Below are 21,190 nucleotides of genomic sequence, written 5' to 3'. Positions count from 1 at the left end.
TAAATGAAGTCCCGCCGTTTTCTACCAATCCTGCCCGCGCTGACGCTATTGGCGATGCTTGGGCCGGTTTTGGCGGGTCTGTACGGAACTGTTTTACCGGCATTCGGACACTTGCCAGCGGCAGGTGAAACGGGTCCAAACCTGAATGCGTTCCGCGCCCTGTTCGATTGGCCGGGCTTGGCAGACGCCGCGCGGCTATCGGTGACGACAGGTCTGCTGGCAACTGCGATATCGCTGTTGATTGTTATGCTCATCACCGCAGGTTGGTCCGGCACACCGGCCTTCCGCGCGCTCGAACGTCTACTGTCACCGCTTCTTTCCGTGCCCCATGCGGCAGCGGCCTTCGGTCTCGCGTTTCTCATTGCGCCATCAGGCTGGATCGCGCGTCTGTTTTCGCCTTGGCTCACAGGCTGGGACCGCCCACCCGACCTATTGATCGTGCAAGATGAATGGGGGCTGGCCCTGACGCTCGGCATGATCACAAAAGAGGTGCCATTCCTGTTGCTTATGACCCTCGCGGCGCTGGGCCAAGCTGACGCCGCGCGGTCCGTGACCATCGCACAGGCCTTGGGGTACAGCCGCATGACCGGATGGCTGAAAACGGTGTTCCCACGGGTCTATGCACAAATCAAATTACCGATCTACGTCGTGTTGGCCTACGCAATGTCCGTCGTGGATGTCGCGGTGATCTTGGGGCCGAATACGCCGCCCACGCTATCCGTCCAAATCGTCAAATGGATGTCCGACCCTGACCTTGCCATGCGTCTTCAGGCCGCCGCGGCCGCGCTTGTGCAACTTGGTCTTGTCATCGGCGTGCTCGCCTTTTGGTGGTGCGGTGAAAAGGTGGTAGCGGCACTGGGCAGGCGTTGGATCGCAGCGGGCGGTCGCGGTCGCGCAGACCGCGTGATCAGCGGCATCGCGATGGTGCTAGGCACGACATCCGCCCTCATGATCCTACTCGGCATTACGATCCTCGCAACATGGTCTTTCGCCGCACAATGGAGCTTTCCAAACGCGCTTCCCGATACCTTCACGTTGCGTTCATGGATGCGACATGGACCGGGGACAACCGACGCGCTGATCGAAACGGCGATCATCGCAATCACGACGACATTCATCGCCATCACGCTCACCATTGGCTGTCTTGAGGCCGAATGCCGTTACAATCTCAAGTTCGGCAAAATCGGCACATGGCTGCTATATCTACCGCTCCTCATTCCGCAAATCGCCTTCCTGCCGGGGCTGCAAACATTGTTCCTCAATGTGGGGGCCAGCGTCGGGCGTTGGCCGGTGATCGCGGCACACCTGATCTTTGTTTTGCCCTACGTTTTCTTATCGTTAGCTGATCCATTCCGCGCGTGGGATCCACGCATGGGTACCATCGCAGCAGCCTTGGGAAGCAGTCCGGACCGTATTCTGTGGCGGATCAGACTACCGATGCTTTTGCGCCCGATATTGACGGCAATGGCAGTCGGGATCGCGGTGTCAGTGGGGCAATATCTGGCAACATTGCTGATCGGCGGCGGGCGTGTTGCAACACTCACGACCGAAGCGCTGGCGCTTGCATCGGGGGGCGATCGGCGTGCAATCGGGGCATACGGATTGATGCAAACAGGTGCGGCACTGGTACCTTTTGCATTGGCGCTTTTGATCCCGACATTGGTGTGGCGGAACCGAAAAGGATTACGACATGGATAAAGGTTTGACGCTGTCGGACGTGCAGATCTACAAGGACAACAAACCCTTGGTCGGCGTGTCGCGGCACATCGCACCAGGCGAAGTTTTGACGATCATGGGTCCTTCTGGCGTCGGAAAATCGACGTTGCTTGCTTTTGTGACCGGTACGCTGGCATCTGGTTTTAAATCAACCGGAGCGGTCATTTTGAACGGCAAAGATATCACCGCAACGCCACCGCATCTGCGGCGCGTCGGTATTTTGTTCCAAGACGATTTGCTGTTCCCACATCTTTCTGTCGGGGCGAATTTGTCGTTCGGATTACCGTCCGGCGGCAGCAAATTGGCGCGCAACGCAAAGGTGGATGAAGCGCTGCAAGAAGTAGGCCTAGACGGTTTCGCAGATCGCGATCCCGCGACGCTTTCAGGTGGGCAAAAAGCACGCGTGGCATTGATGCGCATGCTGCTTTCCGAACCCTGTGCGTTGTTGCTTGATGAACCGTTCTCTCGGCTGGATACTGCGTTGCGCGCGCAGGTGCGCGAGATGGTGTTCGCGCGGGCCAAGGCGCGGGCGCTGCCGATCTTGATGGTCACTCATGATGCAGAAGACGCGCAGGCGGCAGGCGGTGACATCATCGTTCTCGAAGCAACCTAGATTTCGGTCCGCATACAGTCCCTCGGGCGTTAACACATTGTAACCGCAACGGGCGTTTTCCCCGCGGGGAAGGTTTCACCACGCCCAACCCGCCCGACGTGGAACACGACAAGCCAACATCGGTTTCAGGAACGGCGATCTAAAACGGTCCAAATCCAACGCTTCGTGTACGCCGGTGACGACTTCGCCATTGATTTGGGTTTGAACGGCGGACCGCGAATAGAATGGCGCATCTAGCATCGGCAGCACTTGTTTAGGCACGACGCCGACGTCGGCCCGCGTTGTGCGTTTGACCTGCCAAAGTGACCGTTTGAATGGCACTGCTGGCGGTGCGTCAATCAACTGCGCAGCGCCCGTTCGATCAAATGCAATTGCGGTATCAATGACAGTGCCATCGCGCCGTTGTGCATCATAGATACAGGTCGCACCGGCAGCAGTCGGATACCGTCCCCATGTCCAAAATGAAAAGTCTGTTTCAAGCGCACGTGTCCCGAAGTTCGCATCGAAATACCCGTGCCCGTCCCACTGCCAACCCTCCGCTTCCAGCGCCACTGATATGTCGCTATCTGGCGCAAATGGCCGCCAGATATGTGCGCCATCTTCGGTCAGCGCTAATTCGACCGATGTGATCGCTTTGGGTGTTACGGTGATTGTCCCTCGCACGCGTGACACAAGCGGTAAGCTGCTGATCTCGTTGATCGAAATGATCAGCTTATCACCATCCCAGTGCATCTCTGATGGGCCAACTTGCAGCGTGTCAGCGGACGTGCGCAGCGCGTCGCGCCCCCTGTCCGTCATGGTGAAACGCCCCCCCTTGCCATAGGTCGCAACGTTGATGCAGCAGTGGTTCGCGGGGTCACGCCGCCCTGACCATTTGTACCACGGCGAAAATACCGACCCGATAAAGCCGATGACGGATACGGCCTTTGTCCCGCACGCGCTTATGCCGTCGACATACCACCATGCATAGCCGTCTGGCGGAACCGCGAGGTCAAAGTAAGGTCGGTCATGATCGCGTCTGCCACGTGCCGCCCTGAGAGCGTCGCCATCGGCACCCCCGCCCCCGGATGTGCCCCGCCGCCGCACAGGTACAGCCCCTTGATCTGGGTGCGCGCCGTCGGACGTTTGAATGCCGCCATCATCCCGTGTGGGGACCGCCCGTAAAGGGACCCCAGACTGCCGGGAAACAACGTCGCAAAGTCTTGTGGCGTGGTCAGCGCGTCCACTGGTGGCGCGTGATCGAACGTGAGGCCAAATGCCTTTAACCTTTGGAAAGTCTGCGCGTGACATTCTGCGATCTCCTTTGGCGATTGCGACAGATCGGGGCGTGCGTTGCGAATAATCTCAAAACGGCCCGTACCTGTTTCGGGGTGGTCCTGCGAACACAGATAAAGGGTCGCATCATCAGGTGTGCGTCCGGCGGATAGGGCTTCAAATTCGGCGCGTTCTTTCTGTGCGAAAAACACCGTGTGATGCTCTAAAGGTAAGCCTTTCGGGGTCGCGGCAAAGGTATGAACATGTGCCGACAGGCTCCTTGGTGCGACGGACACTTCTGGCACGGCTGACGTGATTGCGTCGCCCAGCAGGCCCGTTTGCAAAGCGCGGGGATCGCCGTTGAAAATGACAGCGTCAGCACAGATGCGCCCTGTAGGGGTCTCGACGCCAGCGGCCCTTCCGCCTTGTTGGCTGATCCGCAATGCTGGTGTGTCGTAATGAAACGTCGCGCCTTTCGTCTCTGCTAGGGCCGCGACTGTCTGCGCGATCTGGTGCATGCCACCCTTGACCGACCAAACCCCTGCGGCTTCCGCATGCCAGATCAGCGAAAGAATGGCTGGCGACTGAAACGGTGATCCGCCGACATATGTGGCGTACCGGCCAAAGAGCTGCACCAATTTCGGATCGCTGAAAGAGTTGCGCAGCAATGTATGCAACGACTGGTGCGGGGCCATGTCAGCCACCAGTTTCGGTTGTCGCAAGACGCATTTCGCAAGAGTAATCGACTGCGGCGATGGATGCTGCATCATCGGTGCGTCAAAAGCCGAAAACAGACGCCTCGCGCGGTCTGAAAAAGTCAGAAATTCTTCGCGCGCGCGGATGCCGAAGGCTTGTTTGATCTGCTCGGCTGACGCGTCGATATCTGCCATCAGGTCAAGCGTTTGACCGTCGTCCCAATAGTGGCGCGCCAAGGTATCAAGTGGTTGTAACGTGATGTGGTCGCTTAGTGTTTCGCCCACATCCGCGAACAGATCTTCGAACACATGTTTCATCGTCAACACGGTTGGACCCGCATCAATCGGCCCCGCGGCAGACGGCACCGTCCGCATTTTCCCGCCCGGTCCGCTGTGGGTTTCCAACACCGTCACCTCATAGCCCGCGTGCGCCAACCGCAGCGCTGCGGCTAACCCGCCGATGCCCGCGCCTATGATGATGACCGATGGTGTTTTCATGACTGCTCCTGTCCAGAGTGTTGACTCGTTGCGGCAATATGTCCAGTTTAGTTTACATATACGCTGTCATGCGTAAGTGACACACGAGGGTATCATGAAGATAGCGGAACGGATCGACGCGACGATGGCAGACGCTATTCGGTCGGGGCAGGGCGGGGTCGCGCCCGCCAAATTGTCCGCTGCGCTGAACTATGCGGTCACGCCGGGTGGTGCGCGCATTCGACCAACGATCCTGACGTCGGTTGCTTTAGCCTGTGGAGACGACAGGCCTGCGCTAACAAATGCCGCTGGCGTGGCGCTTGAACTTATACATTGCGCCAGCCTCGTGCACGACGATCTGCCTTGCTTCGATGATGCGGACATGCGGCGCGGTAAACCCGCACTGCACAAAGCGTTTTCCGAACCGCTAGCGGTTTTGGCGGGCGATAGTTTGATTGTCATGGGGTTTCAGATTTTGGCCCGCGCTGCAGGCGATGTGCCACAGCGCACCTTAGGCCTGATCGATATCTTGGGCACCCGAACGGGAATGCCCTTTGGGATTTGTGCGGGGCAGGGATGGGAAAGCGAAGCGACGATTGATCTTTCCGCCTATCACCAAGCAAAAACAGGTGCATTGTTCATTGCGGCGACGCAGATGGGGGCGGTGGCCGCTGGACAAGAACCGGGACCATGGGAAGAATTGGGTGCGCGTATCGGCGAGGCGTTTCAGGTCGCCGACGATTTGCGGGACGCCTTGTGTGACGAGGCAACGCTGGGCAAGCCCGCAGGTCAGGATGATCTGCATGGGCGTCCAAATGCTGTTGCTGTTTACGGCGTGCAAGGTGCGATCCAACGGTTCGATAACATTTTGGGCGGGGCAATTTCGTCTATTCCCGCTTGTCCGGGGGAAGCCGCCTTGGCTCAAATGGTGCGCGCTTATGCGGATCGATTGGTTCCTGCAGATGCACGACGTCCGCGTGTTGCGGGCGAATAATGGCGGACACCGCATTTCCAGCCGATAAAGTGACCACGCAGAGCGGACCTAAGACCAGCCGCTGGTTGCGTCTTCTGGCGAACCCGAAATTCCAGACATGGGCGGCGCGTTTCCCGCTGACGCGGCGGTTGGTGCGGCGCGAAGGCGAGGCGATGTTTGATATCGTCGCGGGGTTTTGTCATGCGCAGATTTTGCAGGCCGTCGTAAAATTTCAATTGCCTGATTTGCTGCTTGAACAACCAATGCCAGCCGATGCGCTGGCATGTGCTTGCAACGTTCCGATTGAACGGATGATTGTCCTAATCAACGGCGCTGCTGCGCTAAAGCTGGTCAAGGTACGACGCGACGGCTTGATCGGTTTGACGAGCAGGGGGGCAGCGCTTGCTGGGGTGCCTGGTCTACAGGGGATGATCGCCCATCATGATGTCCTTTACCGTGATTTATCTGATCCAGTTGCGTTTTTTCGCGGTGAAACCGAAACAGAACTAGCCGCATTTTGGCCTTACGTGTTCGGCGCAGATGGTGCGACGGATGCGTCAGTCACCGCGCGCTATTCGGAATTGATGGCTGATAGCCAGTCGTTGGTCGCCGCCGACACATTAGACATTGTTCCGCTTAACGGGGTGCGCCGTTTGATGGATGTTGGCGGTGGAACGGGCGCGTTTTTGTCGGCTGTCGGCGCGCGCTATGGCGATATGAACCTGACGCTGTTTGACCTGCCTGCCGTTGCGCCTTTTGCGCAGGATCGATTCGATAAGCTTGGTTTGACCGGTCGCACGCGCATCGTTTCAGGGTCATTTCGCGACGATCCTTTGCCCGATGATGCCGACATGATCAGTCTGGTGCGGGTGCTTTACGATCACGACGACGACACAGTTCGGCGGCTTTTACGCGCGGTTTTTGCGGCGTTACCGGCAGCAGGACGGCTCCTGATTTCTGAACCGATGACGGGCGGGGTACAGCCGGAAAAGGCCGGAGACGCCTATTTCGCGCTGTATTGCATGGCGATGCGGACAGGACGCGCGCGGTCGTCTGCCGAAATCGCAGCGTTACTATCCGATGCAGGTTTCACAGATGTCCAAATCCCCCGTGCGAAGCGTCCTTTCATCACGTCCGCTGTCGTCGCTGTAAAGCCAGCCTGACACAAGCGATGTCCATAATGATTGACATAGTGATGTGTCAGGCTAAACTGACACAAAGACAAAATGTCGCATCGTGATTCACGCACCGCGACGGGGAGAAATAGTTGGAAACGCAGGCGGTTATCTTAAACGCACCGGGCAAGCTTGATCTTGATGTCGTGGGTATGACGCCGCCAACTGCGACCGATATTGTTGTCGCCGTACGCCATTCTGGCATCTCTACCGGTACTGAAAAACTGTTTTGGTCAGGTGACATGCCGCCGTTTCCGGGCATGGGGTACCCGTTGATCCCGGGCTACGAAGCGGCTGGTGAGGTCGTCGAGGCGGGTCGCGATTCCGGTTTTCGGGTGGGCGAACATGTGTTTGTGCCGGGTGCCAGTTGTTACGAAGGTGCGTTTGGTCTGTTTGGCGCTGCCGCGGCGACGCTTGTCACCGATGCGGATCGTGTAACGCGGATTGATCGCGGTCTGGGGGCTGCTGGCGCGTTGCTAGCGCTTGCCGCGACTGCGCGACATGCCATGGCTGGTGACGGAAAGGCCGTTCCTGACCTGATTGTCGGGCACGGTGTCTTGGGGCGGCTCTTGGCCCGTTTGACGGTTGCCGCCGGTGCGCCTGCCCCGATAGTTTGGGAAATTGATCCGGCCCGCATGCATGGGGCGGATAGGTACGATGTTGTGCGCCCCGAAGATGACGCGCGCCGCGACTACCGGTCGATCTACGATGCCTCCGGTGATGCCAGCCTGTTGAATGACCTGATGGGTCGTATCGCGAAGGGCGGTGAGATTGTTCTGGCGGGTTTCTATACGGCCCCGATCAGTTTTGCGTTTCCGCCTGCCTTTATGAAAGAGGCGCGTTTGCGGATCGCGTCAGAATGGGTCGCTGACGACATGGCCGCGACGAAGGCTTTGGTCGAAAGCGGGACGTTGCGTCTTGATGACCTGATCACGCACACCGACACGGCTGCCAATGCGCCGGACGCTTACACGACGGCGTTCACGGACCCCGCATGCCTGAAGATGATTTTGAATTGGAGCGCTGCATGAAGGATGAAATCCCGAACCTGAAGGACTACGACCAAGCGCTCCGTGATGAAGCGGCGGAGCCGTCGTTGGAAGTACCGCAGGGCGAACCAACCTCAAAAACGCAGATCATCGCAATCTACGGCAAAGGCGGGATCGGCAAATCGTTCACGCTCGCGAACCTGTCACACATGATGGCTGAAATGGGCAAGCGCGTGCTGCTGATCGGGTGTGACCCCAAGTCAGATACGACCAGTCTGCTTTTCGGCGGTAAAGCTTGCCCCACGATCATCGAAACCTCTGCGAAAAAGAAGATCGCGGGGGAAGAGGTCAAGATCGGGGATGTCTGTTTCAAACGCGGTGGCGTTTTTGCAATGGAACTGGGTGGGCCCGAAGTCGGGCGCGGTTGTGGTGGTCGCGGGATCATCCACGGGTTCGAACTGCTGGAAAAACTGGGGTTCCACGATTGGGACTTTGATTATGTGTTGCTCGATTTTCTGGGCGACGTTGTTTGCGGCGGCTTCGGTCTGCCGATTGCGCGCGATATGGCGCAGAAAGTTATTCTTGTAGGCTCTAATGATTTACAATCGCTATATGTTGCTAACAATGTCTGTTCGGCAGTCGAATACTTCCGCAAGCTTGGAGGTAACGTTGGGGTTGCCGGTCTTGTTATTAACAAGGACGATGGAACAGGCGAAGCGCAAGCATTTGCCAAAGCCGTAGATATTCCCGTTCTTGCGGCGATCCCGCAGGACGACGATCTTCGTAAAAAATCAGCAAATTATCAAATCGTTGGCACCAAACAAAGCCAATGGGGTGAAATGTTTGAAGGACTGGCAGAGGCCGTTGGCGTAGCCCCGCCCGTCCGGCCAACGCCGCTGGATCAAGACGGTTTGTTGGGCCTTTTCGACGCCAAAGATACCGGCGCGGATTACCAACTGATCCCAGCAACTGACGTCGATATGCGCGGTAAAAACGCAAAACCCAAAGAAAGCTTGGAGGTCATCTATGATGAAGTCTGAGTCTGAAAATGTAGATATCTCAAACATCTACGCGTTGTTGCTGCAAGCCATGCCTGAAATCGCGACGCGTCTGCAGCAAGATGATCGCGAAACCGAAAATCGGCCAGAAACACAGCGTGCCCATGACAGCTGATACAGACATCCAAGGTTATGACGTGGGCTATGACGCCGCCGGAAACGTGCAGATCACGGCTGACGACGGGCGGCCAAACGTCGATGAAACCACAGCCCTTCAAGGCGGATGCACTGCTGGCGCTACAACGATGAAAGCTGCCGCAGTCGCTGCCGGTCAATCCGAATTGCTGGACCAATTCGCCCGCGACTACCCGCAAGGCCCCCATGATCAACCGCAATCCATGTGTCCTGCCTTTGGGTCGTTGCGCGTTGGGCTGCGAATGAAACGTGTGGCGACAGTGCTGAGCGGGTCGGCGTGTTGCGTTTATGGGCTGACGTTCGTGTCCCATTTTTATGGCGCGCGACGGTCCGTGGGTTATGTACCGTTCAATTCGGAAACACTGGTGACGGGCAAGTTGTTCGAAGACATTCGCGCCAGCGTCCACGACATGGCCGATCCCGACAAATACGACGCGATTGTTGTGACGAACCTATGTGTGCCAACCGCGTCTGGCGTGCCATTGCGGCTTTTGCCTAAGGAAATCAACGGCGTCAGGATTGTTGGCATTGATGTGCCGGGTTTCGGCATTCCCACACACGCCGAAGCGAAAGATGTCCTCGCTGGGGCCATGCTTAGCTACGCACGTGAAGAAATTAGCGCAGGACCGGTCCAAGCGCCCGTTGGCGGAAAATCTGATCGGCCGACCGTCGCCCTGTTAGGTGAAATGTTCCCTGCGGACCCTATGATGATTGGGGCGATGTTGGCCCCGATGGGCCTTGCGGCTGGTCCAACCGTGCCGACACGCGAATGGCGTGAATTATATGCGGCACTTGATTGCGGCGCAGTTGCCGCGATCCATCCGTTTTACACCGCGTCGATCCGCGAATTTCAGGCGGCAGGTCGCCCGATTGTTGGGTCCGCACCTGTCGGCCATGACGGGACGGCAGCGTGGCTCGCGGGGATTGGTGACGCGTTTAATATCAAACCGGATCAAATCGCAACCGCGCAGAACGCGTTTTTGCCTGCAATCAAAGGCGCATTGGCTGGTGCCCAGATCAACGGAACAATCACGCTGTCCGGTTACGAAGGGTCCGAACTGTTGGTGGCCCGCCTGCTAATCGAAAGCGGCGCGCAAGTGCCATATGTCGGCACGGCCTGCCCGAAAACACCTTGGTCTGCTGATGACGCAGCATGGCTTGAAGCCAAAGGTGTCACCGTGAAATTCCGTGCGTCGCTCGAGGATGATCTGGCTGCAGTTGATGCGATTAAACCCGACCTTGCGATTGGTACAACGCCTGTCGTCCAGCACGCCAAAGAACGCGCCATTCCGTCGCTTTACTTCACGAACTTGATTTCCGCGCGTCCTTTGATGGGGCCTGCCGGGGCAGGGTCGCTTGCGCAAGTGGTCAACGCGGCCATCAACGGCGCAGAGAAATTGAACAAGATGAAGGCGTTCTTTGAAGGTGTCGGCGCGGGCGACACAGCTGGCGTTTGGTCAGGCAGTCCGAATTTGCGCCCTGATTTCCGTGCCGCACATCAAAAGAAGATCGACAAAGCAGCCCGCGTCGCCAAAGCGCAGGAGATGATCTGATGCTTGTCACCGATCATGATCGCGCGGGCGGATATTGGGGCGCTGTTTACGCATTTTGCGCCGTCAAAGGCCTGCAAGTGGTAATCGACGGCCCAGTCGGCTGCGAAAATCTGCCTGTGACGTCCGTCTTGCATTACACCGACGGCCTGCCGCCGCACGAATTGCCGATTGTTGTAACGGGTCTTGGCGAAACCGAGATGGGCGAAGGCACCGAAGAAGCGATGAAACGCGCTTGGGATGTGCTTGATCCCGCTTTGCCCGCCGTCGTCGTGACAGGATCAATTGCAGAAATGATCGGTGGTGGGGTCACCCCGCAAGGCACAAATATCCAACGGTTTTTGCCGCGCACCATTGATGAAGATCAGTGGGAATGTGCGGATCGTGCGATGACGTGGATCTTTACGGAATTTGGCATGACCAAGGGTCGGATGCCGCCGGAAAAGAAGCGCGACGAAGCCGCAAAGCCGCGCGTGAATATCCTTGGGCCGATGTATGGCACATTCAATATGCCGTCCGATTTGGCAGAGATACGGCGTCTGGTCAAAGGCATCGGCGCCGAGATCAACATGGTCATGCCGCTGGGTGCGCATCTGGCTGAAATGCGCAATCTGGTGAATGCGGACGTCAACATCTGCATGTACCGCGAATTCGGGCGCGGGCTGTGTGAAGTGTTGGGCAAACCCTATCTGCAAGCACCGTTTGGTATCGATTCAACGACGAAGTTTCTGCGCAGTTTGGGCGATCTTACGGGCCTCGACCCCGAACCGTTCATCGCGCGTGAGAAGCATTCGACGATCAAACCCGTCTGGGATTTGTGGCGATCCGTTACGCAGGATTTCTTTGCGACTGCTGAATTCGGCATCGTCGCGTCCGAAACTTACACGCGTGGCATCCGCAATTATCTTGAAGGCGATCTTGGGTTTCCCTGTGCGTTTGCAGTGTCACGCTGTCGCGGCAAGAAGACCAACAACGACGAAGTCCGCAATCTGATCCACACAAAGCGGCCCTTGGTTGTTTTAGGGTCGATCAACGAAAAAATGTATATGGCAGAAATGAAAGCGGGCTTTGGGCCTGCGCCGAATTTCATACCTGCCAGTTTTCCCGGCGCGGCGATCCGGCGACATACTGGGACGCCTTTCATGGGCTACAGCGGTGCGACGTATCTGTTGCAAGAGGTCTGTAATGGGCTGTTTGACAGCCTGTTCCATATCCTGCCGCTGGCCACGGATATGGACGAAACGGATGCCACTTTGACGCCTTTGCGGCGCGATTTTCCTTGGGATGCAGATGCGCAGGCCAAGTTGGATCAGATCGTAGCATCGCATCCAATACTCACACGAATTTCCGCAGCGAAAACGCTGCGTGATGCGGCTGAACGGGCCGCTCTCGATGCAGGGGCCGACCGCGTGGTTCTGGAAACTGTCGAGACATTGCAGACTTCAACGGGAGGACGATCATGACCGATTTCACCACAGATGCGCCGCTGGTGCGCGAAAAGACGGCCCCGCCGACGCGTGAATACTACGTCTATTTCGGCATCATCTTTCTGGCGACATTGCCGCTGTCGGCTTTGACGTGGACGCTGACCGCTGCGCGTCAAATGGCCTTTCCGGACAAAGGCCCAGTCGCACGGGCATGGACCCAAGCCCGCATCATTACGCCGCATATTTTCTCGGCCTGAGATCACTGCGCATAGTTTCGTCGTCCCCCCTCGGTACGGCGGATTAGGGCAGGGGATGAGCCCCTGTCGTAACCCAGCCGCGGGGGGTGCGCGGTGTCAGAACCAATATTTGGAGACAAAACATGGCTGACAAATCTGACCTGTCTTTCACAGGTCTCACTGACGAGCAGGCCCAGGAGCTGCACTCAGTCTATATGAGCGGTTTCGCGATCTTCACGATCGTCGCGGTCGTCGCTCATTTTCTGACGTACATCAAGCTCCCTTGGTTTGCTTGGGGTTAAGGAGACCTATCGATGGCACAGTTCTATAAGATCTGGTTGGTATTCGACCCGCGCCGCGTGTTCGTGGCACAGGGCGTATTCCTATTCTTGCTAGCTGCGATGATTCATCTCGTCCTGCTCAGCAACCCCCAGACAAATTGGTTCGAGCGCGCATTCGCAGTTGAAGCTGCTGAATAAGCGCCTCGTGATCCTTCAAAAAAGCTGCGGGCGGACAACATCTGCCCGCCCGTAGCAAACACCAATGAAGAGAGCGACAGGACAGGCCCGGCGTGGCCGCGCGGCCTGTCATGGATGGAGTAAGACACATGGCGCAACTCAGTTTTGAGAGAAAGTATCGCGTCAAGGGCGGCACCTTGTTGGGTGGGGACCTGTTCGACTTCTGGGTTGGCCCGTTTTACGTGGGCTTCTTTGGGGTCACCACGTTCTTTTTCGCTGTCCTTGGGACGATTTTGATTTTTTACGGGGCCAGCCAAGGCCCGACGTGGAACCCGTGGTTGATATCAATTAACCCGCCGCCGCTTGAATACGGTTTGGGTGCCGCACCGCTATTGGAAGGCGGCTTGTGGCAGTTGATTACGATTTGCGCTGTTGGCGCTTTTAGCAGCTGGGCGTTGCGCGAAGTTGAGATTTGTCGCAAATTAGGCATGGGAATACATGTTCCTTTAGCATTTAGCGTCGCAATCCTTGCCTACGTAACACTCGTCGTCATCCGTCCGGTGTTGCTGGGCGCATGGGGGCACGCGTTCCCATACGGTATTTTCAGCCATCTTGATTGGGTGAACAACGTGGGCTACGCCTACGGCAACTTTCACTACAATCCGGCCCACATGATTGCGATCTCGTTCTTCTGGATCACGGCTGTGGCGTTGGCGCTGCATGGATCGCTGGTCTTGTCCGCTGTGAACACGCCGAAGGGCACAGTGATTAAATCACCTGATCACGAAGACACCTATTTCCGCGATCTGATCGGCTATTCGATCGGGCCATTGGGTATTCACCGGCTTGGCCTTTTCCTCGCGTTAAGTGCTGGGTTCTGGTCGGCGGTCTGCATCGTGATTTCAGGCACCGTCTGGTTCGATGTGTGGGCTGACTGGTGGTATTGGTATGTCGACCTGCCGTGGTGGGTCAATCTGGAGGGCGGCATCAATGGCTGAGTATCAGAACATCTTCACGCAAGTTCAGGTTCAAGGGCCTGCTGAAATGGGCGTCTCTGGCGGTGCAACCACCGACAGAGAACGGACCAAAAGTGCGGGCTTTTCCACCATCGCTGGGTGGTTCGGAAATGCCCAATTGGGTCCCGTTCATCTTGGGTCATACGGGCTTGTTGCGGTCGTATCTTTTGCGGCGTGGTTCTTCATCATCGGGATGAATTTCTGGGCGCAGGCGGGTTACCACCCCGGTGTCTTTGCCCGCGACCTGTTCTACTTTTCACTCGAACCGCCCGGTCCTGAATATGGTCTCGGGTTTGCGCCCCTCGCCGAAGGCGGTTGGTGGCTGATCGCCAGCTTCTTCTTTCTCGTCGGCTGCTGCACATGGTGGATCCGGACGTACAATCGGGCCGCAGCCCTTGGCATGGGGATGCACGTTGCTTGGGCCTTTACCGCCCTTTTGTGGTTGATCTTTGTGTTGAACCTGATCCGGCCGATCATGATGGGCAGTTGGTCAGAGGCAGTGCCTTACGGCATCTTCAGTCACCTTGATTGGACGAACCTGTTCTCCATCACGCACGGCAACCTGTTTTACAATCCGTTCCACGCGCTTTCGATTGCGTTCTTGTACGGATCAGCCCTGCTGTTTGCGATGCACGGCGCGACGATCCTTGCGGTCAGCCGTTTTGGTGGGGAACGCGAAATCGAACAGATCGTGGATCGCGGAACAGCGTCTGAGAGGGCCGCTTTGTTCTGGCGCTGGACCATGGGCTTTAACGCCACGATGGAAGGTATCCATCGTTGGGCTTGGTGGTTCGCCGTGCTGACGCCATTGACTGGCGGGATCGGCATTCTGCTGTCCGGCACGGTTGTTGAAAACTGGTTTGTCTGGGCGCAAGTCCACGGCTTTGCCCCTGTGAATTAAGGAGAAACGCAATGAGCGACGATAATGATATCCTTGGCACGGACGGGCGCAGTCGACTGACAGCCGACATCACCTTTTTGATGCTCAAGGGTGGGGGGTACGCCTTGGTATTTTGCCTCGCACTTTGGTTGTTGTTCGCAGTCTTGGTTGGCATCAGCAAGGTCTTGCCGGAAGACAGCAAATTCAATCCTGATCCTAACTTGCAAGGGTCGCTTGCTCTGCCCACGGCACCCTTGCTGATCACGTAAAGCATTGGTCGCGGGCGGCGCAGATGCCACCGCCTGAGACCTACGCCGTCGGGCCACCCTCCCTGGTCGGTCCGTCTTGAGAGGGTCCACACCCTTTCAGTTCCCTCCTGTTGGCTACAGGATCTTGGCGTCGCAGCTTTAGGTTTCTATTGGTGCGGCGCCTTTTTCATTGCGAAAGGTGGCTCCAATGAACCGTTTTCCGACGCTGTTCCTCGATAAAATCGCAGGCCCCGCTGACCTGAAAGGGTTGCCTGATAGCGCTTTGAAATCGCTCGCCGACGAAGTGCGTAACGAAGTCATCGAAGCTGTATCGCAAACTGGTGGCCATCTTGGATCGTCATTGGGCGTGGTGGAATTGGCCGTCGCGATCCACGCGGTGTTTGATACCCCGCGGGACAAATTGGTCTGGGACGTTGGGCATCAGTGTTACCCCCATAAGATACTGACGGGCAGGCGTGACCGCATGACGACACTGCGCCAAGAAGGCGGACTGTCTGGTTTCACAAAACGCGCCGAAAGCGACTATGATCCATTTGGCGCGGCGCATTCCTCGACCTCAATTTCAGCCGCCCTTGGATTTACTGTCGGGCGGGATATGGGGATGCCGACGGGTGACGCAATTGCGGTCATCGGCGATGGATCAATCAGCGCAGGCATGGCCTATGAAGCGATGAACAACGCGGGTTCTGAAGGGCGGCGCATGTTTGTCATTCTCAACGATAACGAGATGTCGATCGCGCCACCCGTGGGTGCGATGTCGAAATACATGTCGTCGCTCTACGCATCACCTTTGGGCGATATGCATCGTATGGCCGAAGGGTTTGAGGCCGCTCTTCCTGGTCCAATCCGTGACCACGCGCGACGGGCACGGCAGTTGGTCACTGGTGCGACGGGCGGGCAAAGCACGCTATTCGAAGAGCTTGGTTTTTCTTACATCGGTCCAATAGACGGCCATGATATGGACCAAGTGTTGCAAGTATTGCGGACTGCCAAAACACGGGCAACGGGCCCTGTTTTGATTCACGCCTGTACAGTGAAAGGCAAGGGGTACGCGCCTGCAGAAAGCAGCAATGATAAATACCACGGTGTGTCCAAATTTGATGTTGGCACTGGGCAGCAGGCGAAATCCCGTCCTAATGCGCCAAGTTATACGAAGATTTTTGGAGGCGCATTAACCGTTGAGGCGCAGCATGATCCTACAATTGTGGCAGTGACTGCGGCAATGCCGTCCGGTACCGGCCTTGATATCATGGCCAATTCATTCCCCAAAAGGGTCTTTGATGTCGGGATTGCCGAACAGCACGGGGTGACCTTTGCAGCGGGAATGGCTGCCAGCGGGTTGAAACCATTTTGCGCGATCTATTCCACCTTTTTGCAACGGGGATACGATCAGGTTGTGCATGATGTTGCGCTGCAAAATTTGCCCGTACGCTTTGCGATTGATCGGGCGGGATTGGTCGGGGCGGATGGGCCGACCCATGCGGGTGCCTTTGACATCGGCTATCTGACTGCCTTGCCCAACATGGTGGTCATGGCTGCTGGCGATGAAGCAGAACTGATGTCGATGGTGCGGACAGCGGCCGCCCACGATACCGGCCCTATTGCATTCCGATATCCGCGTGGCGAAGGCGAAGGTGTCACTTTGCCCGCACGCGGCGAAGTTCTTGAAATCGGCAAAGGGCGCATTTTGCAGCAGGGCGAAGACGTTGCGATTTTGTCGTTCGGGGCGCATCTCGGTGAAAGCAAAAAGGCCGCACGAATGATTGAGGCGCAAGGGTATTCAGTCACAATTGCTGATGCGAGGTTTGCAAAGCCGTTGGATCATAAAATGATCACCGACTTAGTGCGGCAACACCGGGCGCTGGTGACTGTCGAACAAGGCGCGAAAGGCGGGTTTGGCGCGATGGTCCTTCATCTGCTGGCCAATGACGGGTTTCTTGATGGGCGTTGCCAAGTGCGGACCATGACTTTGCCAGATCGCTTTATTGATCAAGCTGCGCCAGATGCGATGTATGCCGACGCAGGGTTGGCTGCCGTCGATATTGCTGCGTCAGGGCTGCAAGCGATGGGGCAGCGGGCGCATCGTGGTCGTGCGTCGGTTTCTAGCTAGCTTTCCGAAAAGTGAAGTCAGTGGGTGCCAAATATCGCAATGCGTCTTCGCAAAGTGCGATGTTATGCGCAGATCCGGTGACGGCTGCTTCGGTATTGGCTTTGATTTGACTGACATCGCGCGTCAACGACGCAAAGTTGGGAAGCTGGGCAGCAATGTTGGCGCGGAAGCTGGATAACTGTTGGCCAAGCCCGTTGATTTCCTGTTCAGCGCCTTCCGCGACTAGAACGCTGCTATCGGTCTGTGAATATGCCTGCCGCAGTCGGGTTTCCACGCTGCTCACCTGACTGGTTAGTCTTTCAAGCGTATCTTCTAATGTCCCCAAGACATTCGCAATCGTTGCGGTGTCGATGTTCGATTGTTCAGCCAGCGCACGTACTTCTTCAGCGATAACGCTAAAACCCCTTCCGGCATCACCTGCGCGTGCTGCTTCAACAGATGCGTTCAGCGACAAGAGGCGCACCTTCATACCCAATTCGTTCAGTGCTGCGGTTGCGTCCTTTACAGACGCAAACTGAGCCGAAAAATCACGCGCGATTGCAATAAACTTGGTCACGTCTTCAACAACATTTGCGGTGTCTTGGCGCAGATCGCTGATGCTGGTTGTTACCTGATGTGCATTGGTCTGTACGGTTTGAATTGCGGACGAAGTGTTGTCCGCATCTGCGCTAAGATGGCTCACATCGTCATTTATTTTTGCGCACCTCTGAATGAGATCATCAATGAATTGCACCCGTTCAGTCGATGATGTGTTCACGCGCAAGGCATTGCTTTTAATCTCTGAAATTGTCGCCTGTGCATTGGCGAAATCAAAGGTCGGTTCGGGTTCAGCTGGGGGTGCGGGCACAGCAAATTCAGGCTTGAGTATCAATGTTTCAGGTTGATCAGGCGCAATCTTATCTGACTGCGCCTGGCCTGCCCAAACAGTTGCTATAGCAACCAGAAATGGCATCGCAGCCGCCATACCGATCTGAAGCCAATCCAACGTCGTAGCGTCCGTCAGGGCGTCAAATTGAGTCAAAGCGGTCGAAACCACAGATGCTAGAACGGAATAGAGCAGCGCGTAAAGAAGGATGTCGTTAGATATTCTTGGCACGGGGAATCACCTGAATTAGGACAATTTTGGTGATAATCCTTTTGAAACCATAAGGTGGCGTTAACGGCCTAACCGACACGCGCCATATCGCCGAAAATAAGCGACATATGATCTGCTAAATAGATCCGCAGCCATGGCGTATATTTATCGGGATGCCGTTCGACCTCTGCGGCTAGATCGTAGATATCAACCCAACGCGTCGCCATGACTTCATCCGGGTTCGGCGCAATGTTCAAATCCGACTGTGCTTCAGCCACGAATACCGCCACGACTTCGTGTTCGATGAGGCCGTCACCGACATCCGCACGGTATTCGATGGTGTCTTTGTAAACCGGAAATAGACCCTTAATACCAAGCTCTTCGTCCAGACGACGCACGGCGCAATCGGCGTCGTTTTCGTCCCAATCCGGATGGGTGCAACACGTATTCGCCCACAGGCCCGGCGTATGGTATTTGTGCATTGCGCGCTGCTGGATCAGAACGCGCCCTTGGTTCATGACAAACACACTCACGGCCTTATGCTTTAGCCCGCGCACATGTGCGTCCAGCTTTTCAACAGGCGTCAATGTGCCGTTTACCCAGGCCGGGATCATGATCGTCATGTGCGCAGTACGGAAACCAGTCCAGAGAGATGTGCCAAGTTTTTCAGTCCGATTTTTAAATGGGCCATTGGGCGGGCCTTCACAAGCTTCTTGTTCATATAAGCCTCAAAGGTCAGCTTTTGCACGTCGACATCATGACACAGGGACACAAAACGTTCGCGGCGTTCGTCGGAACGATAATACGCATTTTGCATCGCACCCAAAACCCTGAACACTTGCTTATGTTCGCGCATGAACAACTTCCGCGCCAGTTGCAGGTCTTTGACGCGTCCGGACGCCAGGCTGGCCGCAGCAGCCGTCGCCGCAACACGTCCCCCGACCATAGCGTAATAAATGCCTTCGCCAGATGAAGGCGCGACAACACCGGCGGCATCGCCAGCGAGCACAACATCCTTGCCATTGTCCCACCGTTCCAAGGGTTTCAAAGGGATCGGCGCGCCTTCTTTGCGGATGGTTTTGCAGTCCGTCAGTCCGGCGGTTTCGCGCAAGGATGCGGTTGCAACTTTCACGTCAACAGACTTGATCATTGACCCCATTCCGATGCTGGCCTGCCCACCGTGCGGGAATATCCAGCCGTAAAAGTCAGGCGAAATCGCGCCATCATAGATCACATCGCAGCGCTCCGGATCGTATGTTGCTGTCTTTTTCGGTGCTTCAATAATCTCGTGGTAGGCAATGACATAAGGGATTTTGTCACCGCCGGGGACTTCGGCTTTGGCTACATTGGACCGCGCGCCATCCGCGCCAATGACAAGTTTGGTTGTTAGTTTCGTGGTATTGCCGCTGATTTTGTCGCGGAACAGAACATGCGTACCCTCCGCATCACGTTCAATTTTTGTAAATGTTCCCGTGTAAGGATGCACGCCAGCGGCGACCGCGCGTTTGCGCAGAAAGGGGTCAAAACTTTCGCGATCCACCATCCCTACAAAGCCGTTTTCAATTGGGATATCGACGTGGCGTTGCGTCGGGGAAATCATGCGAGCCGTATTCACTTTGGCGACGATCATGTCGTCTGGGATAAAGAAATCAGCGATTAGGCGTGGTGGGATTGCCCCGCCACACGGTTTGATCCGTCCATCACGATCAATCATCGCGACCTTGTGCCCAGACCGTGCAAGGTCTTCAGCTGCGGTCGCACCAGACGGGCCACCGCCAACAACAACAACGTCATATGTCATGATTATTCCCCCGGAACCATTGCAGCCCGTGGCGGGTTGCGGTCCATAATTTTTGCAGCCATCAATGTGGCCGCGATGAACAATGCGCCTTCAAATATGAAAACGAATCCAAACGCTTGGGCGTCTGTCGTTGCAAGGCGCAACAAATCGACCATCGCCGCACCAATCAGGCCGCCAAATCCGGCGGCGACAGCCTGTGCCGCCCCCCAAAGACCCATGCGGGTGCCTTCGCGTTGTGTGTGGCCTTCGCCTGCCAGTGCCATCATCGACCCAATGGCCGAGACCGCGAACATGCCGTTAAAGAACCCGAGCGTTACGACCGCTGGCATCAACGGCGCACCCGGCCCGATAGGGCCAAGCAAGGTGATCACGGCTAATGCTGCGGCCGATCCCATACAGCCCGCCATGACCCAATTGCGCAATGATCCGCGTTTGAACCCCGTTGCAATGATCCCGACTGTCAGCATCCCGATGAAAACGCCGCCGTTCTGCGCCCCTGACAAGGACGTCGATTCACCCGGCGTGAAGGCAAAAACCAAACCAGCATAGGGTTCGAGGATCAGTTCTTGCATGAAATATGCGGTCATCGACAGAAAGACGAACAATGTGAAGTTTCGGGCTTTTGGTTCCGACCAAACGTCGCGCATGCCATCCCAAAACGGGGTTGCGTCAGGCGTGCGCACAATCGCAAGCCTTCTTTCGATGCCCCAAACGGCGAGCATGGTGATTACGACTGCTCCGGTCACTACAACGCCCACGATTTTCAGCAAAAGTGCGGGCGTGTATGGATCGAGCAGAGTGCCGACGACGCCTGCCGTCACGGCGATTCCAAAGATCATCATGAGCCATGTAATTGTCGCGGCTGCCGCCCTACGCATGGGTGCAGTCGTCGTCGCCAATAGCGCCAAAAGCGATGTGCCCGATGCACCAACGCCAAGCCCGATCAATGCGTAGGCAACGATCGAAAGCGCCATCCCAAATGCAAAAGATGTGGCCAATACTAACACGCCAACTGCTGCGAGCATTGCGCCTGCGGCCAAAGCAACCATCCCGCCAATGATCCATTGCGTGCGGTGTCCGCCTGCGTCCGATGCGAACCCCCATTTAGGTCGCGTCATTTGGATGCCGTAATGCAGCGCAACCAGTAAACCGGGCAAAACGGCAGGCAGCGATAGCTCGACAACCATCAATCGGTTCAGCGTGGATGTGGTCAACACAACAATCGACCCAAGCGCCATTTGCACGATGCCAAGTCTTACAATCTGAAGCCATGATAATGTCAT

At 56.5% G+C, this 21,190-nt stretch carries 22 protein-coding genes; 16 read left to right on the top strand and 6 right to left on the bottom strand.

Features of this window, described 5'->3' with window-relative positions; genetic code table 11:
- The first annotated feature begins 3 nt into the window (after positions 1-3).
- Both K3729_00650 and K3729_00645 read left to right on the top strand, forming a co-directional pair.
- On the top strand, positions 4-1,698 hold the full coding sequence (locus K3729_00650) for an ABC transporter permease subunit (GenBank protein ID UWQ99343.1): 1,695 nt from the start codon (positions 4-6) through the stop codon (positions 1,696-1,698).
- Positions 1,691-2,329, top strand: a complete 639-nt coding sequence (locus tag K3729_00645) for an ATP-binding cassette domain-containing protein (protein UWQ99342.1) — start codon at positions 1,691-1,693, stop codon at positions 2,327-2,329. Before K3729_00650 ends, K3729_00645 begins: the two co-directional genes overlap by 8 nt.
- 75 nt (positions 2,330-2,404) lie before the next feature.
- On the opposite strand, the gene K3729_00640 is transcribed toward K3729_00645, so the two are convergent.
- Entirely contained in the window at positions 2,405-3,274 is an 870-nt protein-coding gene (locus K3729_00640) for a carotenoid 1,2-hydratase (protein ID UWR00888.1), read from the bottom strand.
- Positions 3,271-4,776: a phytoene desaturase gene (gene crtI / locus K3729_00635; GenBank protein ID UWQ99341.1), complete on the bottom strand. Its 1,506-nt coding sequence runs from the start codon at positions 4,774-4,776 to the stop codon at positions 3,271-3,273. Before crtI ends, K3729_00640 begins: the two co-directional genes overlap by 4 nt.
- A gap of 94 nt (positions 4,777-4,870) precedes the next feature.
- Between crtI and K3729_00630 the strand changes: the two genes are divergently transcribed.
- The 14 genes from K3729_00630 (at position 4,871) to dxs (ending at position 17,031) form a co-directional block, all read left to right on the top strand.
- Positions 4,871-5,749: a polyprenyl synthetase family protein gene (locus tag K3729_00630; protein ID UWQ99340.1), complete on the top strand. Its 879-nt coding sequence runs from the start codon at positions 4,871-4,873 to the stop codon at positions 5,747-5,749.
- Positions 5,749-6,891: a methyltransferase domain-containing protein gene (locus K3729_00625; protein ID UWQ99339.1), complete on the top strand. Its 1,143-nt coding sequence runs from the start codon at positions 5,749-5,751 to the stop codon at positions 6,889-6,891. Before K3729_00630 ends, K3729_00625 begins: the two co-directional genes overlap by 1 nt.
- Positions 6,892-6,995: 104 nt before the next feature.
- Positions 6,996-7,934, top strand: a complete 939-nt coding sequence (gene bchC, locus K3729_00620) for a chlorophyll synthesis pathway protein BchC (protein ID UWQ99338.1) — start codon at positions 6,996-6,998, stop codon at positions 7,932-7,934.
- Positions 7,931-8,932 carry a chlorophyllide a reductase iron protein subunit X gene (locus K3729_00615; protein ID UWR00887.1) on the top strand — a complete coding sequence of 334 codons (1,002 nt, stop codon included), beginning with the start codon at positions 7,931-7,933 and terminating at the stop codon, positions 8,930-8,932. The genes bchC and K3729_00615 overlap by 4 nt, the downstream gene beginning before the upstream one ends.
- Entirely contained in the window at positions 8,919-9,065 is a 147-nt protein-coding gene (locus K3729_00610) for a hypothetical protein (protein UWQ99337.1), read from the top strand. The genes K3729_00615 and K3729_00610 overlap by 14 nt, the downstream gene beginning before the upstream one ends.
- On the top strand, positions 9,055-10,638 hold the full coding sequence (gene bchY, locus K3729_00605; protein UWQ99336.1) for a chlorophyllide a reductase subunit Y: 1,584 nt from the start codon (positions 9,055-9,057) through the stop codon (positions 10,636-10,638). The genes K3729_00610 and bchY overlap by 11 nt, the downstream gene beginning before the upstream one ends.
- Positions 10,638-12,098, top strand: coding sequence for a chlorophyllide a reductase subunit Z (gene bchZ, locus K3729_00600; protein ID UWQ99335.1), 1,461 nt, complete (start codon positions 10,638-10,640; stop codon positions 12,096-12,098). Before bchY ends, bchZ begins: the two co-directional genes overlap by 1 nt.
- Positions 12,095-12,319 (top strand): protein pufQ, encoded by a 225-nt coding sequence (locus tag K3729_00595; GenBank protein ID UWQ99334.1) that lies wholly within the window; start codon positions 12,095-12,097, stop codon positions 12,317-12,319. Before bchZ ends, K3729_00595 begins: the two co-directional genes overlap by 4 nt.
- Before the next feature lie 122 nt (positions 12,320-12,441).
- On the top strand, positions 12,442-12,600 hold the full coding sequence (locus K3729_00590; protein UWQ99333.1) for a light-harvesting protein: 159 nt from the start codon (positions 12,442-12,444) through the stop codon (positions 12,598-12,600).
- Between the two features lie 12 nt (positions 12,601-12,612).
- Positions 12,613-12,777 carry a light-harvesting protein gene (locus K3729_00585; protein UWQ99332.1) on the top strand — a complete coding sequence of 55 codons (165 nt, stop codon included), beginning with the start codon at positions 12,613-12,615 and terminating at the stop codon, positions 12,775-12,777.
- A 128-nt stretch (positions 12,778-12,905) separates the two neighbouring features.
- Positions 12,906-13,754: a photosynthetic reaction center subunit L gene (pufL, locus tag K3729_00580; GenBank protein ID UWQ99331.1), complete on the top strand. Its 849-nt coding sequence runs from the start codon at positions 12,906-12,908 to the stop codon at positions 13,752-13,754.
- Positions 13,747-14,673 carry a photosynthetic reaction center subunit M gene (gene pufM / locus K3729_00575; protein ID UWQ99330.1) on the top strand — a complete coding sequence of 309 codons (927 nt, stop codon included), beginning with the start codon at positions 13,747-13,749 and terminating at the stop codon, positions 14,671-14,673. Before pufL ends, pufM begins: the two co-directional genes overlap by 8 nt.
- 11 nt (positions 14,674-14,684) lie before the next feature.
- The gene (gene pufX / locus K3729_00570) at positions 14,685-14,921 is read left to right on the top strand and encodes an RC-LH1 core complex protein PufX (protein UWQ99329.1); all 237 of its coding nucleotides are present in this window, start codon (positions 14,685-14,687) and stop codon (positions 14,919-14,921) included.
- A gap of 187 nt (positions 14,922-15,108) precedes the next feature.
- The gene (gene dxs, locus K3729_00565) at positions 15,109-17,031 is read left to right on the top strand and encodes a 1-deoxy-D-xylulose-5-phosphate synthase (GenBank protein UWQ99328.1); all 1,923 of its coding nucleotides are present in this window, start codon (positions 15,109-15,111) and stop codon (positions 17,029-17,031) included.
- Here the strand turns inward: dxs and K3729_00560 are convergent.
- The 4 genes from K3729_00560 to K3729_00545 all read right to left on the bottom strand — a co-directional run bounded on the left by K3729_00560 (position 17,024) and on the right by K3729_00545 (position 21,190).
- Positions 17,024-18,127: a hypothetical protein gene (locus tag K3729_00560; GenBank protein ID UWQ99327.1), complete on the bottom strand. Its 1,104-nt coding sequence runs from the start codon at positions 18,125-18,127 to the stop codon at positions 17,024-17,026. The genes dxs and K3729_00560 overlap by 8 nt on opposite strands.
- 68 nt (positions 18,128-18,195) lie before the next feature.
- Positions 18,196-18,729, bottom strand: a complete 534-nt coding sequence (idi, locus tag K3729_00555) for an isopentenyl-diphosphate Delta-isomerase (protein ID UWQ99326.1) — start codon at positions 18,727-18,729, stop codon at positions 18,196-18,198.
- Positions 18,726-19,907, bottom strand: a complete 1,182-nt coding sequence (locus tag K3729_00550) for a geranylgeranyl diphosphate reductase (GenBank protein UWQ99325.1) — start codon at positions 19,905-19,907, stop codon at positions 18,726-18,728. The genes idi and K3729_00550 overlap by 4 nt, the downstream gene beginning before the upstream one ends.
- A gap of 2 nt (positions 19,908-19,909) precedes the next feature.
- Positions 19,910-21,190 carry a BCD family MFS transporter gene (locus K3729_00545; protein ID UWQ99324.1) on the bottom strand — a complete coding sequence of 427 codons (1,281 nt, stop codon included), beginning with the start codon at positions 21,188-21,190 and terminating at the stop codon, positions 19,910-19,912.

It is taken from the genome of Rhodobacteraceae bacterium S2214, assembly GCA_025141675.1.
Taxonomy (GTDB): domain Bacteria; phylum Pseudomonadota; class Alphaproteobacteria; order Rhodobacterales; family Rhodobacteraceae; genus Yoonia.
The sequence above is the reverse complement of the archived record's forward strand: the minus strand, read 5'-3'. Positions and strand labels throughout refer to the sequence as shown.

What these genes read in the sequence shown, in the direction of transcription:
- K3729_00585 (UWQ99332.1), top strand. Translation starts at nt 12,613, where the DNA reads ATGGCACAGTTCTATAAGATCTGGTTGGTATTCGACCCGCGCCGCGTG.
- K3729_00590 (UWQ99333.1), top strand. Translation starts at nt 12,442, where the DNA reads ATGGCTGACAAATCTGACCTGTCTTTCACAGGTCTCACTGACGAGCAG.
- pufM (UWQ99330.1), top strand. Translation starts at nt 13,747, where the DNA reads ATGGCTGAGTATCAGAACATCTTCACGCAAGTTCAGGTTCAAGGGCCT.
- K3729_00550 (UWQ99325.1), bottom strand. Translation starts at nt 19,907, where the DNA reads ATGACATATGACGTTGTTGTTGTTGGCGGTGGCCCGTCTGGTGCGACC.
- K3729_00545 (UWQ99324.1), bottom strand. Translation starts at nt 21,190, where the DNA reads ATGACATTATCATGGCTTCAGATTGTAAGACTTGGCATCGTGCAAATG.
- K3729_00650 (UWQ99343.1), top strand. Translation starts at nt 4, where the DNA reads ATGAAGTCCCGCCGTTTTCTACCAATCCTGCCCGCGCTGACGCTATTG.
- K3729_00625 (UWQ99339.1), top strand. Translation starts at nt 5,749, where the DNA reads ATGGCGGACACCGCATTTCCAGCCGATAAAGTGACCACGCAGAGCGGA.
- idi (UWQ99326.1), bottom strand. Translation starts at nt 18,729, where the DNA reads ATGACGATCATGATCCCGGCCTGGGTAAACGGCACATTGACGCCTGTT.
- crtI (UWQ99341.1), bottom strand. Translation starts at nt 4,776, where the DNA reads ATGAAAACACCATCGGTCATCATCATAGGCGCGGGCATCGGCGGGTTA.
- K3729_00630 (UWQ99340.1), top strand. Translation starts at nt 4,871, where the DNA reads ATGAAGATAGCGGAACGGATCGACGCGACGATGGCAGACGCTATTCGG.
- bchY (UWQ99336.1), top strand. Translation starts at nt 9,055, where the DNA reads ATGACAGCTGATACAGACATCCAAGGTTATGACGTGGGCTATGACGCC.
- pufL (UWQ99331.1), top strand. Translation starts at nt 12,906, where the DNA reads ATGGCGCAACTCAGTTTTGAGAGAAAGTATCGCGTCAAGGGCGGCACC.
- bchZ (UWQ99335.1), top strand. Translation starts at nt 10,638, where the DNA reads ATGCTTGTCACCGATCATGATCGCGCGGGCGGATATTGGGGCGCTGTT.
- K3729_00595 (UWQ99334.1), top strand. Translation starts at nt 12,095, where the DNA reads ATGACCGATTTCACCACAGATGCGCCGCTGGTGCGCGAAAAGACGGCC.
- K3729_00610 (UWQ99337.1), top strand. Translation starts at nt 8,919, where the DNA reads ATGATGAAGTCTGAGTCTGAAAATGTAGATATCTCAAACATCTACGCG.
- pufX (UWQ99329.1), top strand. Translation starts at nt 14,685, where the DNA reads ATGAGCGACGATAATGATATCCTTGGCACGGACGGGCGCAGTCGACTG.
- K3729_00645 (UWQ99342.1), top strand. Translation starts at nt 1,691, where the DNA reads ATGGATAAAGGTTTGACGCTGTCGGACGTGCAGATCTACAAGGACAAC.
- dxs (UWQ99328.1), top strand. Translation starts at nt 15,109, where the DNA reads ATGAACCGTTTTCCGACGCTGTTCCTCGATAAAATCGCAGGCCCCGCT.
- K3729_00615 (UWR00887.1), top strand. Translation starts at nt 7,931, where the DNA reads ATGAAGGATGAAATCCCGAACCTGAAGGACTACGACCAAGCGCTCCGT.